Raw genomic sequence first — 20,681 nt, forward strand, 5'->3', positions numbered from 1 at the left:
CGCCGGGCTCAGTCATCACCCTGGCGTGGGGCAGGGATCAGGCAACGAGCAACGGCACCGGTACAACAAAGCAGCGCACACTGCTGCTGGGTTCGGAGACATTGGCGACGGAGAGGCCCCCGATCACAACACCGTATTTCGCATCGCCTCATGCACAAAGTCGTTCACCGCGGTTCGCGCCCTACAATTGCGGGACTTGGGGTTACTCGACCTCGACCGCCCCATCACAGAACTTCTGCCATACCCAGTGCTGATCCACTCACCGCAAGCGGACTCGCCTATTCCGACTCCGCGCATGCTTCTCACGATGTCGGGTGGCCTACCAACCGATGACGCCTGGGCAGACCGCCTCGAAGCCATGGCGGGCGAAGATTTTGATGCCATGCTGAGTCGCGGGATTCGCCTCAATGCCGTTCCAGGCACCCAATACGAATATGCCAATCTGGGCTGGGCGATCCTCGGCCGCATCATGGAGTACCTCGACGGCCGCCCTCTCACCACACAGGTCGCGAGAGAAGTGCTCGATCCCCTCGGTCTGGACGGGGTGCGTTTTACACCCCCGCCCGGACGCCGAATCGCCCAGGGTTTTGCAAAGCGTTCGACCGGCTGGGAACCGCAAGCAGTAACCACACCTGGCGCGTTCTCAGCCATCGGGGCCTCTTTGCCTCTGGCAGTGACCTCCTGCACTGGATGAAATGGCTGTCGAGCGCTTTCTCCTACGAGCCAGGCGCTCACGACGAAGTGCTCTCAGCGGCGAGCCGTCGTGAAATGCAGCAGTTGCATCGCGCGAACCCAGCGGGTGCCCCCGGAGTAACCAGCGGCTACGGGTATGGGGTGGTGGTAGAGCACTCTGGTGCGGAGGGGCATGTGGTTTCCCATTCGGGAGGGTACCCGGGATTTTCAGCCCATATGCGGTGGAGCCTTGACCACGGCCTCAGCGTGTGCGGACTTGAAAACGCTGGATACGCGGGAGTGCACCACGCTGTGCGAAAAACCATGAGTGGCCTACTCACCGGCTCCAAAGCACAGTCCGTGATCGCCTGGCCTGAAACGCAGAGCGCGGTTGCGCGCGTACGGGAACTTTTAGAGAACCCGAGCGATCAGCTTCTCTGGGAACGGACAGAATCAGAGCTGTTCGACAGTTGCGTTGCGCTTGATCTTCCGATTCAAGATCGCCGCGATCAAATTGTTCGGCTCCAAGCAGCCAGCGATGCACCTCTCACACAGACCTCCCCGGCCTTCCCAACCCCAGCTAGCGCACACTGGGAACTCCGCGGTAATCCCAATACACTACGGGTAACGCTGCAGATGACACCGCTCAACCCGCCGCGGGTGCAGCGAATCGACGTGTCACTTAGCGAAGCGGATACACCAACATGAACCTTGATCCCCCTCAGAAGACACCGGAACACCCTCGGTTCGCAGACCCGCGCGCAAGAGCGCATCAATTCTCAAGTCACGTTTGTTGCAGGTCGAGCAGACAGCATTCGAAACCGCCCTAGCGGCGTTCCGCGATAACTCAGCGTTCGAGCGCGCTTCAGCGCAGATCGCCCGCAGTCGGCGCCGCTTTGTCATCGGCAGAGGAAGTTCACAGAGCCACGCGTTGACATTTGCAGCGGAACTCAAAGCCTCACTGAGCCAGGTACACCCCATCATCGCTCCGGCAACCGACCACCTAGACCTACTCGCCGATGTCCGGCCCACCGACGTACTTATTGCGTTCTGTCTCAGCCCCTACCGCAGGGATACCGTAGAGATCAGCAAACTGTACGTGGCGTCTGGAGGGACCCTCCTACTCATTACGGACAGCGCAGACTCACCGCTGAGCGCGTTCGCGTCTGAACAAATTATCGTTCCGTCAGCAGCTCGCGAGCCCGCAGCTTCAAGCCTGGCGGTGTTCCTTGCCATACAGATCCTCGCACAGCTTGCCTCAGCCAGTTCGAAAGGGGCGCTGCGTCGCACGCAAGAACGCGAACGCATCAGCGAGCTCCTCGAACTCCACACCCCCGATATGCGCTGGATCGGGAGGGGCTCAGAGCCACCCTCCGGCAACGGTTTTGGGTTCGAATAGCACGGCAGCAATCGACCAGCTCGTTGTGTGCCACGGCGACGCCTGCGCCCCCAACACACTAATTGGGAGCGCAGGCGAGTTCGCCGCACACGTAGATGTCGCTCGTCTGGGGTCGCGGATCGCTGGGCCGATCTTGCCGCCGCCACAATGTCGCTGGGGTGGAACTATTTAGGCCACAACGAAGATCTTTTTTGGAGCACCTACGGCTGCGATCCTGACCACCAACGACTCAGTTACTACCGCGAGCTCTGGAACGCCTAGCTACCAGCGTTAATGGTCGCCTTCGTAACCGCACCAGCCTCAACTCCCGCATCCTTGAGAATCTTCGTGTAGGTTCCGTCATCAATGAGTGACTGCAAAGCCAGTTGAAGAGCCTCCCCATAGGCGATCCCTTATCAACCACAAAACCATAGGGTGTCATGTCGAATGCCTCTCCGGATGGCTCAAGCTGGTCGTTGCTCTGCGCGATCGCGTCGAGCGAGACGGGTGAATCGGCGGAGAAGGCTTCGGCCTTACCCAGCCTCACCGCGTTGGTCACCTGAGCCTGGTCATCAAAAGGCACCATTTCGATTGGTTTTTTACCGGCGGCCTCACACTCAGCTGATTTTTTTGGCAACTCATCGAGGTGTTGAAACGAGCCCTGCTTCACCGCAATCACGTGCCCGCACGCATCGTTCGGGTCGACCAGTTTGCCCGTAGGCGCCACCCAGAGCACTCCCGCCTCATAATAGTTCACAAAATCGACAACTTTCTGCCGCTCTTTGTTGTCGGTGAAGGATGCCGATCCCATATCCATCGCGCCCTCTTGAATGTTGGGAATGATGGTCTCGAACGAGGACTCTTGCCACACTGGCTTCAACCCAAGCTTGGATACAACAGCCTCGGTAAGGATCACAGCCCACCCGGCATAGTTGTTGTTTTCATCGCGGTACTCGTTCGGCGGGTACGGCGTGTGAACACCGATAACAGCTTCACCGCTCTCTCGAATATCGGCCGGCACCAAGTCGCTCGCCGCCTTATCAACCTCAACACTGACGCGTTCGGTGCCACCCTGAGTTTCCCCTTCAGTATTCGTGACGCAGCCACTCAGAGCAAGGGCAGCCACCACCGCAGCGACGGGCAAGAGGTGTTGAATCTTCATCGATTCTCCTATATGTAAGTATGTTTTCATATTACGAACTTTCAGCATAATACAAACGCGCCCGCCAGATCGAAGTCCAGCGGGCGCGTTTGGAAGGTACGAGCGAGCTACTAGCCAACTCCCTCAAGCATCTCAGTGTGCGTATTGCCCACGTTATTGAGAACCTCGGGGCGGTTCACCTTGATCCACCAGAAGCGCACAAACGCGAGCAGCATGGTCGCCACAAAGATGTATGGAATCACATTGATCGGAAACGCGGGAACGGGATACACGTTGGCGACAAACACGTACGCCATCGCCACGACCGCAACAACGGCACAGATCCACACGAGTGTGTTCTTCATGCCCCTGCGCCTCGTGTACACGACCCCCGCAATTGCGACCAGCGCGTACGCAACCATGTACCCGTAGGTGCCGTACGTATCGACCCACACGGTGATGTCCATGGGGTGCGTTCCCATGAGCAGCAGAATAACGTCGAGCAGGATCGCCGCCGGTCCTGCAACGAGCAACACACGGTGCGGGTGAGGTGTGTCTCGTGGGTGCGCCCGAAACGCTCGGGCACAATGCCTTCTTTGCCCATAACGTAGACGATGCGCCCAACCACGTTCAGCGGAGCAACAACAACAGCGAAGAACGAAGCGGCGACGCCAAATACCAGGATCGGCGCGAACCAGGCTGGCATGCCGATCCGCTCGTTGATCGACTGCAATGGGCTCGCGACCTCACCCAGCTCGTCACCGAGCACCGCGATCTGCGTGTAGGCGGCGAACACGTACAGCACACCCACAACGACGGCACTCCACATGATCGCACGCGGGATCGCGGTGTGTGGGTTGCGTGCCTCGCGACCAAGCGCGTCAGCTGAAGAGAACCCAACGAAACCGAGGATGCCCAGCACCATTCCGGCGGCGACACCTTGGAACGGCACACCTTCAAACGAGAACTGGGAGGGATCCCAAGCGTCTGGGCCAAGCCACACGAGCGACGACACGAGCAGCACCATGATGATGAACACCGACACGAGTTCAAGCACGAGCGAGATGCGTGCCGAAATGCGAATGCCGCGGATCGTGAAGAACGTGGCGAGCCCACCGATCACGATGGCGAGCACAATCAGCCACACGGTTCCGGTAGCCGGGACACCGAAGATCTGCAGCAGATCGGAGGCATACGAAACCGCGCCACCGAGGGAACCCGCCGCGATCCCCCACGAGCCAATGAGCAGGGCAACACCGGCAGCGAACGCACCGGTCGGGCCGAGACCCTTCGCAACGTAGGTGTAGAGCGAGCCCGCTGAGGCATGCTGGCGCGCGAACATCGACACGATGTAGCCAACGCAGAGGATCACGATCGTGGCCAAGAGGAAGGCCGACATTGTGCCGTTGCCTGCACCGAGGAAGATCGCTGCCGCGGTAAACGCGATGACGGCGCTGGGGGCGATGCTGGCGATGGCCTGGGCCGCGAGTTCGGGGCCCGACATCACCCCTTCGCGCAGGCCAGCATCGACCTTTCGTTCGGTTGTTTGTGTCATGACATCTCTCCTTTGAGTGACGGAATCTTGTGAGAAGTGGGTTACGGGATCAGCAGCGTGCGCAGCACGCCGCCAGCTTCAAGATCGTCGAGCGCCTCGGGCGCCTCGTCGAGGGGACGGCGGCCCGAGATGAGCGGATCAAGCATCAGCTGCCCGTCCATGTAGCGGTCGACCAGGGCAGGAATGTCGATGGAGGGGCGCACGGAACCGTAGTTGGAACCGAGGATCCGCTGATCCGCTTCGGCGAGCACGAGCGGCTCGAAGGAGGCCTTCGCACCTGTCGGGGCAGGCCCACAATCACAGCTGCGCCACCGAGACCGAGCATCTGAATGGCCTGTTCGGTTGTTGAGGTGCGCCCGATGGCATCGAACACATAGTCGGCGCCATCCGGAAGGAGCTCGAAGAGTTGCTCAACCGCGTCGCGCTCGGAGGCATCGATGCGATCGGTCGCACCGAACTGCAGCGCCATTGTAGTCTTCTCCGGGACAACATCGACAGCGATGATGCGCTCGGCGCCCGCAAGCTTCGCACCCTGCACAACGTTGAGGCCGACTCCCCGCAACCGATCACGGCGACCGTCGCACCGGGCTCGACGGCGGCGGTGTTGAGCACGGCACCAACACCCGTCGCAACGGCGCAGCCAACCACGGCGATGACGTCCAGCGGAGCATCGTCACGAACCTTGATGGCACCGGACGCCGGAACGATCGTTTCTTCGGCGAAGGAGGAGACGCCGAGGTAGTGGTGCAGTGGTTCCTCCCCAGGCTGAGCCGCGAGGTGCCGTCGAAGAGCACACCCTTCGGCGCGACCACGGTAGCCACCTTCTGGCAGCGCGCCTCGTGCCCCTGCAGGCAGTAGCGGCACTCACCACACGGCGGCACCCAGCTCAGCACCACGTGATCGCCAACTGCGAGCGAGGTCACCCCCTCACCCAGTTCTGTGACAACGCCCGACCCCTCGTGCCCCATCACCATCGGTGCCGGAGCATCCCACTCGCCACGCTTCACGTGCAGATCAGAGTGGCAGACACCCGCCGCCGCAATCTTCACTCGCACCTCGCCCGCTCTGGGGCAGCGAGCGTGACGTCGGCGATTTCGGCGCGGGTTGCGGGATCGCGGAAGATCACGGCTTTCATGGAAACTCCTTTGTTGCTGAGTGCGTTTGCGTGCGCACACGCTCGTGACGAGCCACATGGCATGTTCTCGCCACGAGCGGTGACTTGGACGATGCTACGTAGTGTTTTGGTGTACTGTCACTGCGCCAATTGCTGAACTTGCTTCAATAGATTCAACACTTGGTACACTTTTTGCATGTCGCTCGACTTGCAAGCCATCGTTCGTGCGGTGGGCGGCGAGTGCCTGCATCACCGCATTTCGGATCGCGCCCGCGTCGACGGGGTCGCCCACATCGACGCGTTTGTGGTGGTCGGCAACCCCGACTATGCGACGCTTGTAACCGGGTCATTCAGTGAGCTTCATGATCGCCTCGGGGATCCTGCGCCTGCGAGCGATCCCCTGCTCAACGCCGTGTTTGTGACCCACGAGAACTCGGCCAAACTTCGGGCACTACTCGCGCGCCACCGCATGACCGGGATCCTCGGCACGCACCTCGACGGCGCCGCGTTGCACGCGACCCTGACAACCCTCATCTCCGAGGATCGCGCGGCCTCCGACCGCCTCGTCGCCGCCGGCATGAACGTGCTGACGCAGGTCGCACGCAGGGGTGGCGTCACCGCAGTAATTGCCGAACTTGCACGCCGAATTGATGGCTGGGCGGTACTGCTCGACACCCAGGGCCAGCTCATCGCGAGCGCCGGGGCCGGGCGATTGCACATTTCCGATGCCGTCGCCGTCGCGCTCGGCCGCCCGGTTCGGGTGCGACACGAGGGCCTACAGGTGCACCAGGTTGGTTCAGATCGGGACCTTGCCGGGCACCTCGTCATTGCGACCCGTTCTAGCTCGACCAGCCGTTCCCGCGACCTAGCGACCCAAGCCGCGGCACTGTTCGACCTGCTACTGCGCACCCACGACCCCTCACGAACAGAACGCCTCGGCAGAGGCGCTCTGTATGGGATTCTGATCGAGGGCGGCTCAGAGTCCAGCGCCCTGCTGCGGCGTTGGGGTGTGCACGAGTCGAGCCTCACCGCCTTTGCCCTCGGCACGCGCACACGCACTATTGACCTCGAGCGCACGCTGCGACGCTGGTTCGACGAGTTGGGCGCGGAGCACATCTTCGCTGCCGGACCCGACGGCGTTCGCGGCTTCGTGCGCGACGACCTTGCCGCGGAACTCGCCTCGCGGGTGAAAACATTCGAATCAATGGGCGGCCTGGTTGCCCTTGGGCTCGGTGATCCTGCCCTCACCGAACAGCTCAACTGCAGCGCGGCGCAAGCACGACAGGCCCTCGAGACCGCTCTCGAAGAGGGCCACCGAGTTGTCCACTACTCGCGGCTTCCCGCGGTGTCTCTCGTGTTGAAAGGCCTCAGTGGTGCGCCGCGGGATCAGCTGGCGAGTGTGCTCGATCCCCTCTTGAATAGCGACGGCACCCCCGGTGAGCTCGCCCACACCCTGCGCGTGTTTCTTGCCGAGCACGGCGCGCACCGCCGCAGCGCAGAGCGCCTCGGAGTGCACCGCCAAACTCTCGTCGCCCGCATCCGCCGGATCGAAGACATCACGGGTCTGTCGATGGACCAGGCCGACGACCGCGCGACCGCCTGGCTCGCACTGCGGGCGGCGGGACTGTGAGCGCGTTGTAGCACTCCCTAGCCGGGCAGGCGAGGAATGGCCGCGACCAAACGCTGTGTATAGGGGTCAGCCGGCGCCCGCAGCACCTCAGCGGTCGGGCCCTGCTCAACGATCCGCCCCCGGTCAAGCACCGCGGTTCGCTCGCACGTAGCCGCCACCGTGCCCAGATCATGGGACACCATCACCAGGGCAAGCCCGGACTCCTCACGCAACGACCTCAACAGGTCAATGACCTGCGTGCGGGTGCTCACATCGAGCGCACTCACCGGCTCGTCGGCAATCAGCACCCGCGGCCGCACGACCGTCGCGCGCGCAATCGCGATCCGCTGTCGCTGACCGCCCGAGAACTCGTGCGGGTACCGTGTCGCCGCATCTGCCGGAAGCCCCACGGTCTCGAGCGCCCGCGTAACCCGCGGCCGTGCTGCGTCACCACGCGCTATGCCGAGCGACTCCAGCGGTTCGGCAATGATCCGATCCACGCGCTGCCTCGGGTCAAGCGACGAGTAAGGATCTTGAAACACCGCCTGCACACTCTCGCGAAAACGACGCATCGCCGCGCGATCCCGAAGCTGCAGCGCGGTCCCATCAAACCGCACCTCACCACTCGCGGGAGCCACAAGCCCCAGCAGCAGCGCCAGAAGCGTAGACTTACCCGCACCCGATTCACCGACGATGCCGAGAGATTCACCGGCTCGAATCATTACGCTCACGTCGTGCAGGATCACGCCCCGCCCATACGAGAAACTTACGTTGTCGGCCTCAATCACCGTCATCGCTGCTCCTTTTGTTGTGGGCGGTGTCGGGATCGGGATCGGCGCTGTCAGGATCAGGGTCCGCACCCGCGTCAGAGATGCCTGCAGCAGCCCCGCCTCACCCAGTGCCGCATCAAGCGCCCGCGCGTGAGCCACCAACTGCACAGTGTAGGGGTGCTGCGGATCACGAACCACCTCTGCAACAGCTCCCTGTTCTACCACCACACCGTCACGCAGCACCAGCACTCGATCGACCATTCGCGACACCACCGCGAGGTCATGGCTAATAAACAACAGTCCCATGCCGCGCTCCACCACAAGCCGTTCGAGCAGCGTCAACACCTCGTCTTGCACCGTCACATCGAGCGCGGTTGTCGGTTCATCGGCGACCAACAGCCGCGGCTGTGCGGCGAGCGCGAGGGCGATCGCAATACGCTGCCGCTGGCCACCAGAGAGCTCGTGCGGGTAGGCGCGTGCGATCCGCGGTTCTGCGAGGCTCACCTCAGCGAGCGACTCAGCAACGGCGCGCTGCAGTTCAGCTCCGCGCAGCCCGCGGTGCCTGCGTAACGGCTCAGCAATCTGTTTTCCGACGCGCATCAGTGGGTCGAGTGCGGTCAGCGGTTCCTGAAATACAATGCCCGCGACCGCACCGCGCAACGGTCTGAGCTGCGCCTCACTGGCTCCGAGTGTTTCAACCCCGGTAAGGCGCACTGATCCTGTGGCGAGAAGCCCCTCGGCGAGCAATCCCGTGAGTGCGAGCGAGGTGAGGGACTTGCCGGATCCCGACTCCCCAATCAGCCCGACGCGTTCACCGGGGGCAATCTCAAACGAGAGATCGCGCACAAGTTCGGTGTCACCCGCGTGGATCGAGAGTGCGTCAACACGCAGAAGTTCGGCTGTCTGCTGCTGTTGAGAGTTCCTCCCAGCAGAGTGATGCTCAGTCACGACGACTCCTTCCGCGGCGGGTCGGGTCAGTGAGGTCGCGCAGACCGTCAGCAACAAAGTTCACACCGAGCACCAGCACAACAAGCGCAATACCCGGCGCAATGGCACCGGCTGGCGCGTTGAACACAGTCCCCTGCGCTTCCTGCAGCAGCCGACCCCACGAGGCGTTTGGTGGCGGCGCGCCGAGCCCAAGGTATGAGAGGCTGGCTTCGGCGAGCACCGCGGCCCCGAACTGCAGCGCGAGTGTCACCGCGAGTGTGGGCGCAATGTTCGGCAGCACGTGCAGGCGAATGATCCCGAGAGTGCGCGTACCACTCGTGCGCGCCGCGGTCACGTACTGCGACCCCACGACTCGTTTTGCGAGCACCCGCGAAATGCGCGCCACCACGGCCGACATCGCGAGCCCAATCGCAAGAATCGCAGACCCGAGTGAGGGCGGCTGCAGCGCCACAATCAGCATCGCCGTGAGCAACACGGGGAACGCGATCGCGACATCTAAAAACGCGGCAATCGCGTCGTCAAGCCACGGCAGCGCAAACGCCGCGATGAGACCCAGCACAAGCCCCAGCACGGCAGCGATCAGCACCGAGCCGATTCCCACCGTAAGCGCGATCTGCGCCCCCGCCATCAGTCGGCTGAGCAGATCACGACCCAGCTTGTCGGTGCCGAGCAGGTGCTCGGCACTCGGCGGCGAGAGCCTGCCACCGGAGGTATCGTCGAGGGGTAGGGCAACCACACGAGCGACACGAGTGCAACGATCACCACCACAGACACGAGCGCGATCCCGAACCACAGCGTGGTTCTGCGAGTTGTTGCCGCGCTCATCCGTCGACCCCCACACTGCGCCGCAAGCGAGGATCCACGAGGCGCTGCGCCAGATCCGCTCCAAACCCGACGAGCAACACCAGCAGTGTCGTTATCACCAGCACACCCTGAATCGCCGCAAAATCGTGCTTCGCGATGCCGTCGACCAAAAAACTTCCGAGGCCGGGGAGCGCGAACACACTCTCTACCACCACGGCCCGAGCAGCGTCGATGCAAGTTCAATACCCAGAACCGAAATCACTGGCACAACGCCATTGCGCAGCCCGTGCCGCCAGAGTGCCTCACCAAAACCCGAACCGTGGGCGCGCGCCGTGCGCAGGTAGTCACTGCCGAGCACGTCAAGCGTCGCCGACCGCACATAGCGTGTGAGCGAAGCTCCCATCACGCACGAAATTGCGATGGCTGGCAGTATCAGCGAAGAGAACGCCCCCGAGGTATCGGCCCAGCCGTCGCTCGGAAACCCTCCGGTCGGAAACCAACCGAGACCCAGCCCAAAGATCCACACCAAAATAATGCCGACCCAAAACACCGGCACCGCAATGCCCAACTGTGCGATCCCCGAGAGCACCATGCCGTACCAACGGTCGGCGTGCAGCGCGCTCAGCACTCCACCCAGCAGCGCAAACACGCTCGCGAGTACAAAGGCCATGAGCGTGAGCGGGATCGTCACCCCAAGTCGCGACACGAGCTCAGGCCCGATCTGCGCGCCAGTGATGAGTGATTCACCCAGGTCCGGTCGCACGACCTGCCCCATCCAGTTCACAAACTGGGTGAGGATCGGCTGATCCGACCCCACCTGAGCCCTCGCGGCCTCGATCTGCTCTGGTGTGGCATTGACCGAGAGCAACGCGTTTGCCGGGTCACCCGGCAGCAGGCGCAGCAGCACAAAGATCGCCACCATTGCCAGCAGCAGGGAGGCCACGAGAAGCGCACTGCGGCGAAGCACGTAGTGAATCATGTGGGTAATGTTGAGTTCTCGCGGTTATTTCTTGACGATGTTGTACGCGAAGAACTGCGAGTTGAGGCCGTTTACCGGATACCCCGACACATCGTTCGAGGCCACCACAATCTGCGGGTAGAGGTACAGCCAAGCGCTCGCGGCGTCACCCGCGATCTGCCGGTTTGCCTTTTTCAGCAAGTCGGTCTGCTCTGTTTCGCTCGTTGCCTGTTCGGCGTCGGCGATCCACTTGGTGACCTCCGCGTTGTTGTAACCCCAGTAGAAATCGGGGTTGCCGTACCACACCACATCGCGATCATTTACGTGCTCTTGCAGGGTTGCCTCGAAGTCGTGCTCCTTAAACACCTTCGTGTACCACTCGTCTGCCGTGATGGTGTTGATCTTTACGGTAATGCCGACCTTCTTGAGCTCGGACTGCAAAAACTCGGCGACGGCGGGGTGAGGATCGTAACTCGGCGTATCGAGGGTAAACTCAAAGCCCTGCTCGAGCCCCGCCTCTTTCAGCAGTTTCTTCGAGCGCTCGGGGTCGTAAGGATTCAGGTCGTTGAGATCTTCGTACCAGGGGTCGCTCGGCGGCACCATCGAGCCGATAAGCGTGCCGTAGTCACCCCAGATCGCGTTCAAAAGCTTTTTGCGATCCACTGCGGAGTACACCGCCTGGCGCACCTTCGTGTCGTTGAAGGGGGCTACGCGATCGTTAAACGCAAGCAGCTCCTTAGTGGTCGACTGCCCCTCGCTGATGGTGAACTTGCCGCCCTGCTCAAACTGCGGCAGCGAGTCGGGGTTCTGCACACTCGTGATGAGATCAATGCGCCCGCTCTGCAACGCGGAGTCTTCTGCAGTCGCATCGGTGAAGTAGTTGAACACCACCTTCGCGTTCTTCGCTTTCTCACCCCAGTAATCGTCTGAGCGGTTGAGCGTCAGTGTGCTGCCGCGCTTCCACTCGCCGAGCTGGTACGGGCCGGTGCCGTCGGCAGTCTTCTCAATGTCGGTGGCGTCTGCGTTAATGATCCAGACATACGAGAGGAGGTACGGGAACGAGATCGAGCGCTGCTTGAGAGTGAACACAACGGTCTGGTCGTCGGGTGTGTCGATCTTGTCGATCACCTCGAAGTTTTTCTTGCGCGCCGACTGCGAATCGGCTGCGGTAACCGCTTCGAGGCTCGCCTTTACGTCTGCAGAGGTGAGGGTTTTGCCCGAGTGGAATTTGACTCCCTCACGAAGCTTGGCGGTGTAGGTGAGACCGTCGTCGCTTGCTTTGATCTCTGTGGCGAGCAGGGGTGAGGTCTTACCGTCGTCGTCGAGCCTGAAAAGGCCCTCGTAGACGTTGCCGGTGAGCGCTTCGGTCACCCCCTGGCCGCCGCCAGCGGTGTTGCTGAGGTTTACCGGTTCGTAGAGTGAACCGATCTGGATCGTGGCAGACTCGCTGTCGCCTGCGCCATTTGTGCTCCCCGCACCACCGTTGGACGAGCACGCCGTCAGCACCAGCGCTGCTACAGAGAGCGCGCCTAAGGCGAGCAGGAGGCTTTTGGGATTTCTTCTCATGGCGTTCATAATCGCGGTACTTTCCTTGGAGCTTTGGGAGGATACGGGAGTGGCCTCGCGGTGAGCGGCTGAGTGCTTCGCTCCCGCAGCCGTGTACTGAGAGCGGGTGTCTAGATCGCGTCGTAGATATCGAAGCCGTCGCGAAACACAGGAATTCGTTCGCCCGCGATCACGGGCCAAGGAAGTCTGTTTTGTGGGGGCGGCATCGGACAGTTGTACTGCGCGGAGAATCCGCAGGGCGGCACAAAGGCGCGGTTGAAGTCAAGGATCACGCGGTCAGGTGATTCGGTTCGCTCAACAAAGAGAAAGCGTCCCGCACCGTAGGTGCCCGACTCGTCTTGTTTGCCGTTGGTCGGGTCACCAAACACCAGCAGGAGCGAGCCGTCATCGTCAAAAGCTGAAAGCGTGAAGCGCTGACCGTTACGCTCGAACGTAATGTCGCCGGGAACAACCAGTTCACGCGTGCCACCCGCATCCCGAATGTGCTCAAACGGGATCGTGCGCTCTGCATCTACCGCCGTAAACGCAGCCTCGACCACCCAGTCTGGGTTGTACGGGAACGTCTCGGTGCGCTCAAACGCCCGGATCGCGGGAGCATTGGCGTTCCACACGCGAAGACCGTGTTCAATGGCACCGGTGTGAATGTTGCGTCGTTGCAGAGGTGTGACGGTGATGTCGCTATCTGCAGCGGCCTGTTCAGCATCGAGCAGTTCCTTTGCCGTGGCCTCATCAGCGTGCTCCGGAAACCAACGTGTTTCCGTCAGGCTTAGGTTGCCAGTAGCGGAGGTGACCGCTGTTGCGCGTTGTTCCTTCCACGCTTCGTGCAACAACTCAGCCTCAAGAAGTGCCTGCTGATCACTGGATGATCGTGTTTCCGTGCTCACGTATGCTCGTCTTTCTACAGCCCCAACATATAAAGTTTGTGAAAGTGTCACATTCACACACCTCAAGTATTATGGCACAAGCGTTGTGTGGTCGTGCTGTCTCCGAAACTGTCTGGCTAGAACACACGACCTGAGCTATCGATCGTTGGGAGTTTGTCGCTTGGCCGGGGAGTCAACCGACAATTCGGCACAGCTCGAAGAGCCGTAAGGGCAGGCTGACCGAACAAGGCGAGTGGTAAACCCGCGAAGCCATTCCCTACCCGCAGGAGCCAGGCTGTTGCTGCTTCGAGTCAGAGAAGATGCCCGGGTTGAGGTCCGCCTTGATTCTCGCCGAACCGGTGCTTGAGAGCGTGATGTCCGTCAGGGTAACCCCCGCTGGCAGCTGATCCCGAACGCACACCGTTTGCGGTTGCAGGATCGGGTCGAGAAGCGTTCCGGTAGCGTCCGCGAGCTGCTCAGCGGTCAGGTCGAACCCGGCCGCGTTAACACCCTGCGGGTCGATCTCAACAGCACCATCGTTCACCTTGAGGCCGAGTTTTGCGGTGAGACCCACTTCTTGGCCGAACAGTTCGATCGAGCGGCCGACCACGAGTGAGCCGTTCTGTACCTCGCCCGTCTGGGCGACACCGCTGGTGAGCATCTTGACGACACTGCCCAGCTGGTCTTTTGGCACAACAAGCTCGACTGTGCCGTTGGTGATCTTGCCCGAGAGAGGGTTGAAGGGCACCTTTGCTGCTTGGAAGGTAGCATCGGTCTCCACTCCGTCGAGAAGCGGCACCTTGTCGATATTGATCGTCACGTCACCAACACCACCCTGGACCGCACTGAGCAGCGCGGAACCGCCAAGATCGACCTCAACGGGATGATCGCTCGTCAGCTTGAGCTGACCACGCACTACATTCTCAATAACACCGGGAATGATCATGCGCAGCGCGAACTCAGCCCCACAAACCAACACCCCGAGTACCACCACAACACTCAAGATTCGCAGCCACCACCGCGGTTTGCGCTCGGTCATTGTGCTCTCCCTCGTGCCCGGACTATCTACCCTGACCCGGCAGTCTACAGACGCTCGGGTGCAGAAACTCCGAGAAGGTCGAGCCCGTTGCGCAAAACCTGACCCGCGGCGTCATTCAGCCAAAGACGGGTACGGTGCAGATCCTCAACCGGCGCGTCTCCCAGGGGGATCACTCGGCAGTTGTCGTACCAACGGTGGTATGAGGCGGAGAGTTCTTCGAGGAAGCGCGCGATGCGATGCGGCTCACGCAATTCTGCCGCGCCCGCGACAATGCCGGGGTACTGCTGCAGCTTGCCGAGCAGTTCAGCCTCGGATGGGTGTGTGAGCAGTTCGGGAGCAAACGCCGAGCGATCGATGCCAGCGGCGGCGGCGTTGCGGTCAACCGCGCAGGTGCGCGCGTGGGCGTACTGCACGTAGAAGACCGGGTTGTCATTTGTGCGGCTGCGCACTTTTTCGCCGTCAAGCGAGAGTGGCGAGTCTGCCGGGTAGCGCGCGAGCCAGTACCGCAGCGCGTCGCTGCCGAGCCACTCAAGCAGGTCGTTGAGTTCGATGATGTTGCCAGCACGCTTCGAGAGCTTCGCACCGTTGAGGTTGACGAGCTGGCCGATGAGCACGGAAATATCGGTCTCGGTGTTGTCGCCAGCAGCCCCCGCGATTGCCGTGAGGCGACCGATGTAGCCGTGGTGGTCTGCCCCAGCAGGTAGATCTTTTCGCCGAAGCCGCGATCCTTCTTAGAGAGATAGTAGGCCGCGTCTGCCGCGAAGTAGGTAAAGATGCCATTGCCACGGGTGAAGACACGATCTTTATCGTCACCGAAGTCGGTTGTGCGCACCCAGATCGCGTCGTCGTCTTCGAAGACGTGTCCCTGTTCACGCAGGCGGTCAATCGCTGCCGCGATGGGGCTGGGTTCACCGTTTTCTCCGGGCGCGTGCAGCGACCGCTCCGAGAAATACACGTCGAAGTGCACATTGAAACGCTCGAGGGAGTCTTTGATCTCGGCAAGCTGTAGCTGGTAGCCGAGCTCCTGCGCCTGCTCAAGAGCTTCGTCACGATTCTTCGCTGCTATCTCGGGCAGGTTCGGGATCTGTTCGCGAATCTGGCGACCGAGTTCACCGATGTAGGCACCCGGGTAGGCGTCCTCTGGAGCCTCTTCGCCGAGCGCGGCAGCGAGCACCGAACGACCAAACTTATTCATCTGAGCGCCGGCATCGTTGATGTAGTACTCGCTCGTCACCTCGGCACCCGCAGCACGCAGCACGCGCGCAGTCGAGTCCCCGAGGGCTGCCCAGCGGGTGTGCCCCATGTGCAGAGGGCCAGTGGGGTTTGCCGACACAAACTCGAGGTTGATGTGCTGGCCGGCGAGTGTGTCGCTGCGACCGTACTGCTCACCCTGCTCGACGACCCTCCGGGCGGTTTCGCCAGCGCTGGCAACGTCGAGCGTGATGTTGATGAAGCCAGGGCCTGCTATCTCAGCCTTTGCGACACCCTCGATTGCGGCCGCCCGATCGGCGATCTCAGCGGCAAGTTCGCGCGGCTTCTGGCCCAGACGCTTCGCGAACTTCATTGCCGCGTTCGAAGCCCAGTCACCGTGCTCACGGTTCTTGGGGCGATCAACGGCCGTATCCTGAGCGGTCGCGACGATGTCGCGTGCGTCGTCACCACCGTGTGCAGCGATGATGTCGTTGAGGATCTGGGCAAGGGCTTCGGCAAGTTCTTGTGGCGTCACAATCGTCCAGTCTACTTGCGCTAGGCTGGACAGGTTGCAATGCTCGCCTCCGTAGCTCAGGGGATAGAGCGCCGGTTTCCGGTACCGTAGGTCGGGGGTTCGAATCCCTCCGGGGCACTGTTGTGATGAGTCGGGACATATGTCTCAGATGAGTCGCGACATGCGACACAGTTAGCGGGAGTGAGGCCAGCGGCCTGGCTCCCGCTGCTGGTTTCTCCAGTATTTGCGTGTGGGGTCGATGATGTGGGTGGCTATGACGTCGCTTGTTTCGAGGTGTACGACGGTGACGGTGTGTTTAGCGATGAGGATGAGGACTCGTTTTCGTGCGTGTGTGACACCGATTCCGAGGTGGTGCATTTTTCCGGCTCGACGGAGTGAGATTTTTCCGGCTTTGTCGACGTGGTCGTATCTGATGCGGTAGTTCCCGTCACCTGTTGAGGGGCGTGCGGGAGGGCTTTGGGAAGTGCTCGGTACGCTTGTCCTGGGGTGTGGCGGCCGAGGGCGCGGTGGGGGCGTTGCTCGTTGTATTCGTTCCGGAATCGGTCAAGCTGGGTTTGCAGCTCGTGCAGGGTTGTGGCGGGTGGCTGTTTGGCGAGCCATCGTTTTTGGGTTTGGTGGAAGCGTTCGATTTTGCCTTGGGTTTGTGGGTGGCCCGGGCGGCCATTCTTTTGGGTGATACCGAGTAGTGGGAGGACGTGTTCGAAGGCGTTGCGTCCGCCCACAAATCGGGCGGTGTACACGACGCCGTTATCGGTGAGTGTTGAGGCTGGGGGTCCGTGTTCATCTGTGAGGGCGAGGAAGGTGTTCACGACGTGGTCGCCGGTGACGCGCGCGTAGGCTCGGTTGTCAAGGAGGTAGCGGGAGTGGTCATCGAGCCAGTTCAGGATTTCTGTGTCGGTGCCGTCAGCGAGTGGCCAGTGGGTGAAGTCTGATTGCCAGGTTTCGTTGGGGAAAGCGGCTTCAAAGCGGGTGAAGGAGTTTTTGGGGCGTTTGCGGGGTTCTGGGGTGATGAGGCCTGCCTGGTGGAGGATACGTCGGGTGGTGGATGTGGAGGGTGGGGTGTGGCCTTCTTGTTCGAGGTGCCAGTTGATGGTGACTGGACCCGCGTCGTGCCCGGCGGCGGTGAGGTGTCGTCGGAGCGTGATGATGCGTTCTCGGAGGTGGGGTGGGGTTTGTGTGGGGTTGGTTTTCGGGCGTCGTGAGCGGGGTGCGATGGCGTCGATGTCTTCGGTGCGGGCTCGTTTGAGGAGGCGGTGGAGTTGGCGGCGGGAGATGCCGTAGTCTTGCGCGGCTTGGGTGATGGTGAGTTGTTGGGTGAGTATTTTGAGGATGATGACGCGATGTTGGGACACGGTGTTGAGTGTGCCGTATGTCGCGACTCAGGTGTGCCGTGTCTTGTGTGACTTATGTCATGAACTCAGACACCTCCGGGGCACTGTAGCAATGGCTTCCACCGCGCTGGCGGTGGGGGCCATTTTTCGAATGCGAACCCCATATCTGAGTTACGGATAACCGTCCGAAGCCTCTTTTGCCGATAACCCGAAAAACCTCATGGTTTTCGCCCGAGCGATTTTCCGGTGTTGTTGCGTGCGCTTGTGCAGTACAAGGCTCCGATGCGTGTGTGCGCGATTCGTCATTTTCCCAAGATGGTGGCGTGATGACCTGAGCTGACTTCGATGGTTGTTCACCAACGGGGCGGGGCGGTCGCTTTTTTCTCGTCCTTCATTTACACTCAGTGAAATGAAAGTAATTGATCTGTTCGCAGGTGCTGGCGGGCTGAGCCTTGGTGCAGCGCGGGCGGGTTTTGAAGTGGCGGCGTCCGTCGAAATCGATCGAGCTGCGTTGGCGACACACAGAAGGAACTTTCCAGGGACAAAACACCTTGATCTTGATATTGCTAAGTTGAGTGGCGAGACGCTGCTCTGTGAGAGCGGTGTCAGTGCCGGACAATTGACCGGGTTGATTGGTGGGCCGCCCTGTCAAGGCTTCAGCACCATGGGAAAGCAAGACGTTTCTGACTCGCGGAACGACCTCTTCCAACACTTTTTTCGGTTAGTGTCCGAGACAAAACCGACCTTCTTCATTGCAGAGAATGTACGTGGCATCTTGCAGCCACAGTATGATTCGATTCGCGAAAGGGCATTCTCACTGGTGCGAGATGATTACAAACTCTTGCCTGCATTGGAGGTTTCTGCGAATCAATGGGGGGCACCTACCTCCCGCAAACGGGTGTTTTTTGTCGGTGTCGCAAAGAATGCGCCTTGGACGCTAGATGCGGCTGACTTTGCTCTTGCTTGTAACGCGGTCGAGGAAGTGCGAGTTGCGGAGGCTTTGCAGGGTCTTCCTGACAAGATTGACCCCTCCTGGCAAAAGTACGAAGATTCCTGGCAGGCGCGTTCGGCTTTGACCATGGATTCGGAGTTCTTGAAGCGTGTTCAGGGAATGATCCCGCGTGGTGTTGGACACCCGGAAGATCTTTATCGTTACCATGATCGGGGTGAGGTGTCCGGAAACTTTGGCACGAGGCATTCTGCAACGGTGGAGGCACGGTACGCGGCCTTAGCTCCTGGGGAGAAGGACCAGATTTCAAAGTCGGTGCGGCTCAACACAGAAGGTTTTTGCCCGACTTTGCGTGCGGGGACTGGGTCCGACAAAGGCAATTTTCAAGCAGTGCGGCCCATTCATCCATGCGAGCCGAGAGTGATAACTGTTCGTGAAGCTGCCAGGTTGCAAGGCTTCCCTGACTGGTTTACGTTTCACACAAGCAAGCATCAGAGTTTCCGACAGATAGGAAATAGCGTGAGCCCGCTGGTCGCGGAGAGAACTATGTCCTTGATCTATAAGAAGGCACGGCAAGCACCTGTACCAAGTATGGACGCAGGCTCGACCAGAAGCTAAGCAAAGTCGCTCCATCGGGAATGGAACCGTAATTATGGAGGGAAGTTTGAAGGCGGCGAATTGTGAAGTGATCGCTAGCCTCAGAAGTTTTTCCAATAGCATCTGTTGTCACCTCTTTGACGCTTTTGTCTATATGGTCATTGTTAAAAAGATGATCTCGGCACACTTCTACCCATGTGGCAAGTTTTGGATCCTTGCCAGGATTTTGCACCTTCATTACTCTGATGTACCTCAAAGCGGAAAGCTCTATCAAGGCTCTCATTAGAAATGCGACGCTGAGAGGGCTCTCTTGCAGCGTAGTGCGAGAAAGCTCGAAAAGGATCTGACGTATTTTCGGGTCGTCAGCAGGAGCTAGGGAATTGAAATCAGATTCTAAGCAGAGCGTTTCGTGTTCAAGATATGGTGCTAGAGGTTTGGTGTTCAAGGGCAGCTCAGTGAGCTTGGAATCATTGCCATCCGTTGTTGGTGAATCGCCCCTCTGTCTCATAGGGTTTATTTTCGGCGTCGCCTGGTTGCTGCCGCGACCTGTCGGTGTTGGGCTCAGAATCTGACTCGGGTTCGGCGTTAAAATTGGTGAGTCTTGTAGTCTGTTTTTTCTTTTCCGGCAGTATTTGCGCCATGCCTTATTCATTACTTCCATGACTTCAAGCACTTCTGTGTAAATACTTGAGCTCTCGCGAACACCCTGTTTGTCACTGTTCCAGGGCATCTTTTCGCTGGGACCTTCAAATTCTGCAATACCGACAAGTCCGAAGTAATCTGAGTGAAAACGGCTAACCTTCCAGCCCACAGTAGGGGAGATCTCATGATGGAGCACGCCACGGCCCTGGCAGTAGACATGCCAGCCGTAGTCTTTAACACTCAACTTAGATTTTGTCGACTTGCCTCTGTTTTCATACTCCGCGTGTTCCCCAATGGTGAGCGTGACGGTGACATCGTCAATTTCTAGCCTTTTGACGAGAGAGGGAAAAGGTGTGTCGGTTTTCAGGGTTGGAAGTATCGCCTCCACGGACGCTCCGTTCACGGTGATGCAAAGTGGCTTATCCTGGATAAGGTGGCCGTACCTGAGTCCCAACTGTCCCATCAAGTCGAGGTCAAAACTGATGGATCTTACCTCTGTGAATGTTCTTGGCTCCAGGTCGCGAACATCTATTGTGGTCCCAGTGGCCGACTGTTCCACTGTCAATGCCTCCACGGGCAAAGTCCAGGTGTTTTCTGATTGCTCGATTTCGGTGACGCTGAGTGGGATCGAGAAGGAGCCGTCAGCGTGAACCGTATCAATGCGACACGTGTTCCCAAGTGTCACAAGTGCCCGGAGTAGCCCTTGACCGAAGTTCCCAATTGAGGTCTCTTCATGGCTGTCGTCAACCTTACCGAACCGAAGCAAAACGTCCTCGATTTTTGCGCTAGAAATTCCTGCCCCGTTGTCTGAGATGACGATCTCCGTGTCGTTGACTGTCACATCTATTTCAGAGCTGCCAGCGTCAATGCTGTTGTCGATCAGCTCCATCAAGCAGGCTCTCACATTCAGATCACTGCGCAGCCCCTTAATGTGCGAACTCGGCGTTGGCAAAAGGTTTGCGATCATCGACATCAGATTGTTCTCCTTTGAGTAAGCACTAAGCGTCAGTCTACTTTCA

At 60.1% G+C, this 20,681-nt stretch carries 16 protein-coding genes, 1 tRNA gene and 4 pseudogenes; 5 read left to right on the forward strand and 16 right to left on the reverse strand.

Annotated features, from left to right (window positions below):
- Window positions 1-25: 25 nt before the first annotated feature.
- Window positions 26-1,380: pseudogene (locus G7066_RS16380) on the forward strand (serine hydrolase domain-containing protein).
- A gap of 82 nt (window positions 1,381-1,462) precedes the next feature.
- A complete protein-coding gene (locus G7066_RS11425) occupies window positions 1,463-2,071 on the forward strand; it encodes a MurR/RpiR family transcriptional regulator (RefSeq protein ID WP_166331200.1) in 609 nt (202 codons plus the stop codon).
- A 229-nt stretch (window positions 2,072-2,300) separates the two neighbouring features.
- On the opposite strand, the gene G7066_RS11430 is transcribed toward G7066_RS11425, so the two are convergent.
- The 6 genes and pseudogenes from G7066_RS11430 to G7066_RS16400 form a co-directional block, all read right to left on the reverse strand.
- Window positions 2,301-3,212 carry an ABC transporter substrate-binding protein gene (locus G7066_RS11430; protein ID WP_244302950.1) on the reverse strand — a complete coding sequence of 304 codons (912 nt, stop codon included), beginning with the start codon at window positions 3,210-3,212 and terminating at the stop codon, window positions 2,301-2,303.
- Window positions 3,213-3,322: 110 nt separating this feature from the next.
- Window positions 3,323-3,556 carry a hypothetical protein gene (locus G7066_RS16385; RefSeq protein ID WP_244302951.1) on the reverse strand — a complete coding sequence of 78 codons (234 nt, stop codon included), beginning with the start codon at window positions 3,554-3,556 and terminating at the stop codon, window positions 3,323-3,325.
- Window positions 3,553-4,746 (reverse strand): APC family permease, encoded by a 1,194-nt coding sequence (locus G7066_RS11435; protein ID WP_244302952.1) that lies wholly within the window; start codon window positions 4,744-4,746, stop codon window positions 3,553-3,555. Before G7066_RS11435 ends, G7066_RS16385 begins: the two co-directional genes overlap by 4 nt.
- Before the next feature lie 41 nt (window positions 4,747-4,787).
- On the reverse strand, window positions 4,788-4,997 hold the full coding sequence (locus G7066_RS16390) for a hypothetical protein (RefSeq protein WP_244303436.1): 210 nt from the start codon (window positions 4,995-4,997) through the stop codon (window positions 4,788-4,790).
- Window positions 4,998-5,083: 86 nt separating this feature from the next.
- Window positions 5,084-5,284: pseudogene (locus G7066_RS16395) on the reverse strand (zinc-binding dehydrogenase); the annotation flags it as partial.
- A 28-nt stretch (window positions 5,285-5,312) separates the two neighbouring features.
- Window positions 5,313-5,801, reverse strand: coding sequence for an alcohol dehydrogenase catalytic domain-containing protein (locus G7066_RS16400; RefSeq protein WP_244302953.1), 489 nt, complete (start codon window positions 5,799-5,801; stop codon window positions 5,313-5,315).
- A 255-nt stretch (window positions 5,802-6,056) separates the two neighbouring features.
- On the opposite strand from G7066_RS16400, the gene G7066_RS11445 reads away from it, so the two are divergent.
- Window positions 6,057-7,490, forward strand: coding sequence for a PucR family transcriptional regulator (locus G7066_RS11445; protein WP_166331202.1), 1,434 nt, complete (start codon window positions 6,057-6,059; stop codon window positions 7,488-7,490).
- A gap of 17 nt (window positions 7,491-7,507) precedes the next feature.
- On the opposite strand, the gene G7066_RS11450 is transcribed toward G7066_RS11445, so the two are convergent.
- The 8 genes and pseudogenes from G7066_RS11450 to argS all read right to left on the reverse strand — a co-directional run bounded on the left by G7066_RS11450 (window position 7,508) and on the right by argS (window position 16,143).
- Window positions 7,508-9,187 (reverse strand): dipeptide ABC transporter ATP-binding protein, encoded by a 1,680-nt coding sequence (locus tag G7066_RS11450; protein WP_166331204.1) that lies wholly within the window; start codon window positions 9,185-9,187, stop codon window positions 7,508-7,510.
- Window positions 9,180-10,028, reverse strand: coding sequence for an ABC transporter permease (locus tag G7066_RS11455; RefSeq protein WP_244302954.1), 849 nt, complete (start codon window positions 10,026-10,028; stop codon window positions 9,180-9,182). The genes G7066_RS11450 and G7066_RS11455 overlap by 8 nt, the downstream gene beginning before the upstream one ends.
- Window positions 10,009-10,191, reverse strand: coding sequence for an ABC transporter permease subunit (locus G7066_RS17085; protein WP_280116165.1), 183 nt, complete (start codon window positions 10,189-10,191; stop codon window positions 10,009-10,011). The genes G7066_RS11455 and G7066_RS17085 overlap by 20 nt, the downstream gene beginning before the upstream one ends.
- A gap of 5 nt (window positions 10,192-10,196) precedes the next feature.
- Window positions 10,197-10,970, reverse strand: coding sequence for an ABC transporter permease (locus G7066_RS11460; RefSeq protein ID WP_280116166.1), 774 nt, complete (start codon window positions 10,968-10,970; stop codon window positions 10,197-10,199).
- A gap of 24 nt (window positions 10,971-10,994) precedes the next feature.
- Window positions 10,995-12,524 (reverse strand): ABC transporter substrate-binding protein, encoded by a 1,530-nt coding sequence (locus G7066_RS11465; protein ID WP_244302955.1) that lies wholly within the window; start codon window positions 12,522-12,524, stop codon window positions 10,995-10,997.
- 101 nt (window positions 12,525-12,625) lie between these two features.
- Window positions 12,626-13,399 carry a DUF1684 domain-containing protein gene (locus tag G7066_RS11470; protein ID WP_166331206.1) on the reverse strand — a complete coding sequence of 258 codons (774 nt, stop codon included), beginning with the start codon at window positions 13,397-13,399 and terminating at the stop codon, window positions 12,626-12,628.
- A 256-nt stretch (window positions 13,400-13,655) separates the two neighbouring features.
- The gene (locus tag G7066_RS11475) at window positions 13,656-14,417 is read right to left on the reverse strand and encodes a DUF2993 domain-containing protein (protein WP_166331208.1); all 762 of its coding nucleotides are present in this window, start codon (window positions 14,415-14,417) and stop codon (window positions 13,656-13,658) included.
- Window positions 14,418-14,461: 44 nt separating this feature from the next.
- Window positions 14,462-16,143 (reverse strand): annotated as a pseudogene (argS, locus tag G7066_RS11480) (arginine--tRNA ligase).
- Between the two features lie 45 nt (window positions 16,144-16,188).
- Between argS and G7066_RS11485 the strand changes: the two are divergent.
- Window positions 16,189-16,260 (forward strand) — tRNA-Arg (locus G7066_RS11485).
- 54 nt (window positions 16,261-16,314) lie between these two features.
- Here the strand turns inward: G7066_RS11485 and G7066_RS11490 are convergent.
- Window positions 16,315-17,495 (reverse strand): annotated as a pseudogene (locus G7066_RS11490) (IS481 family transposase).
- Between the two features lie 388 nt (window positions 17,496-17,883).
- Here G7066_RS11490 and G7066_RS11495 point away from each other — a divergent pair.
- Window positions 17,884-19,041: a DNA cytosine methyltransferase gene (locus G7066_RS11495; RefSeq protein WP_166331211.1), complete on the forward strand. Its 1,158-nt coding sequence runs from the start codon at window positions 17,884-17,886 to the stop codon at window positions 19,039-19,041.
- Here G7066_RS11495 and G7066_RS11500 read toward each other — a convergent pair.
- Entirely contained in the window at window positions 18,968-20,635 is a 1,668-nt protein-coding gene (locus G7066_RS11500; RefSeq protein ID WP_166331213.1) for an ATP-binding protein, read from the reverse strand. The two genes, G7066_RS11495 and G7066_RS11500, sit on opposite strands and share 74 nt — an antisense overlap.
- Window positions 20,636-20,681: the final 46 nt, after the last annotated feature.

Source organism: Leucobacter coleopterorum (assembly GCF_011382985.1).
GTDB classification, from domain to species: Bacteria; Actinomycetota; Actinomycetes; order Actinomycetales; family Microbacteriaceae; genus Leucobacter; species Leucobacter coleopterorum.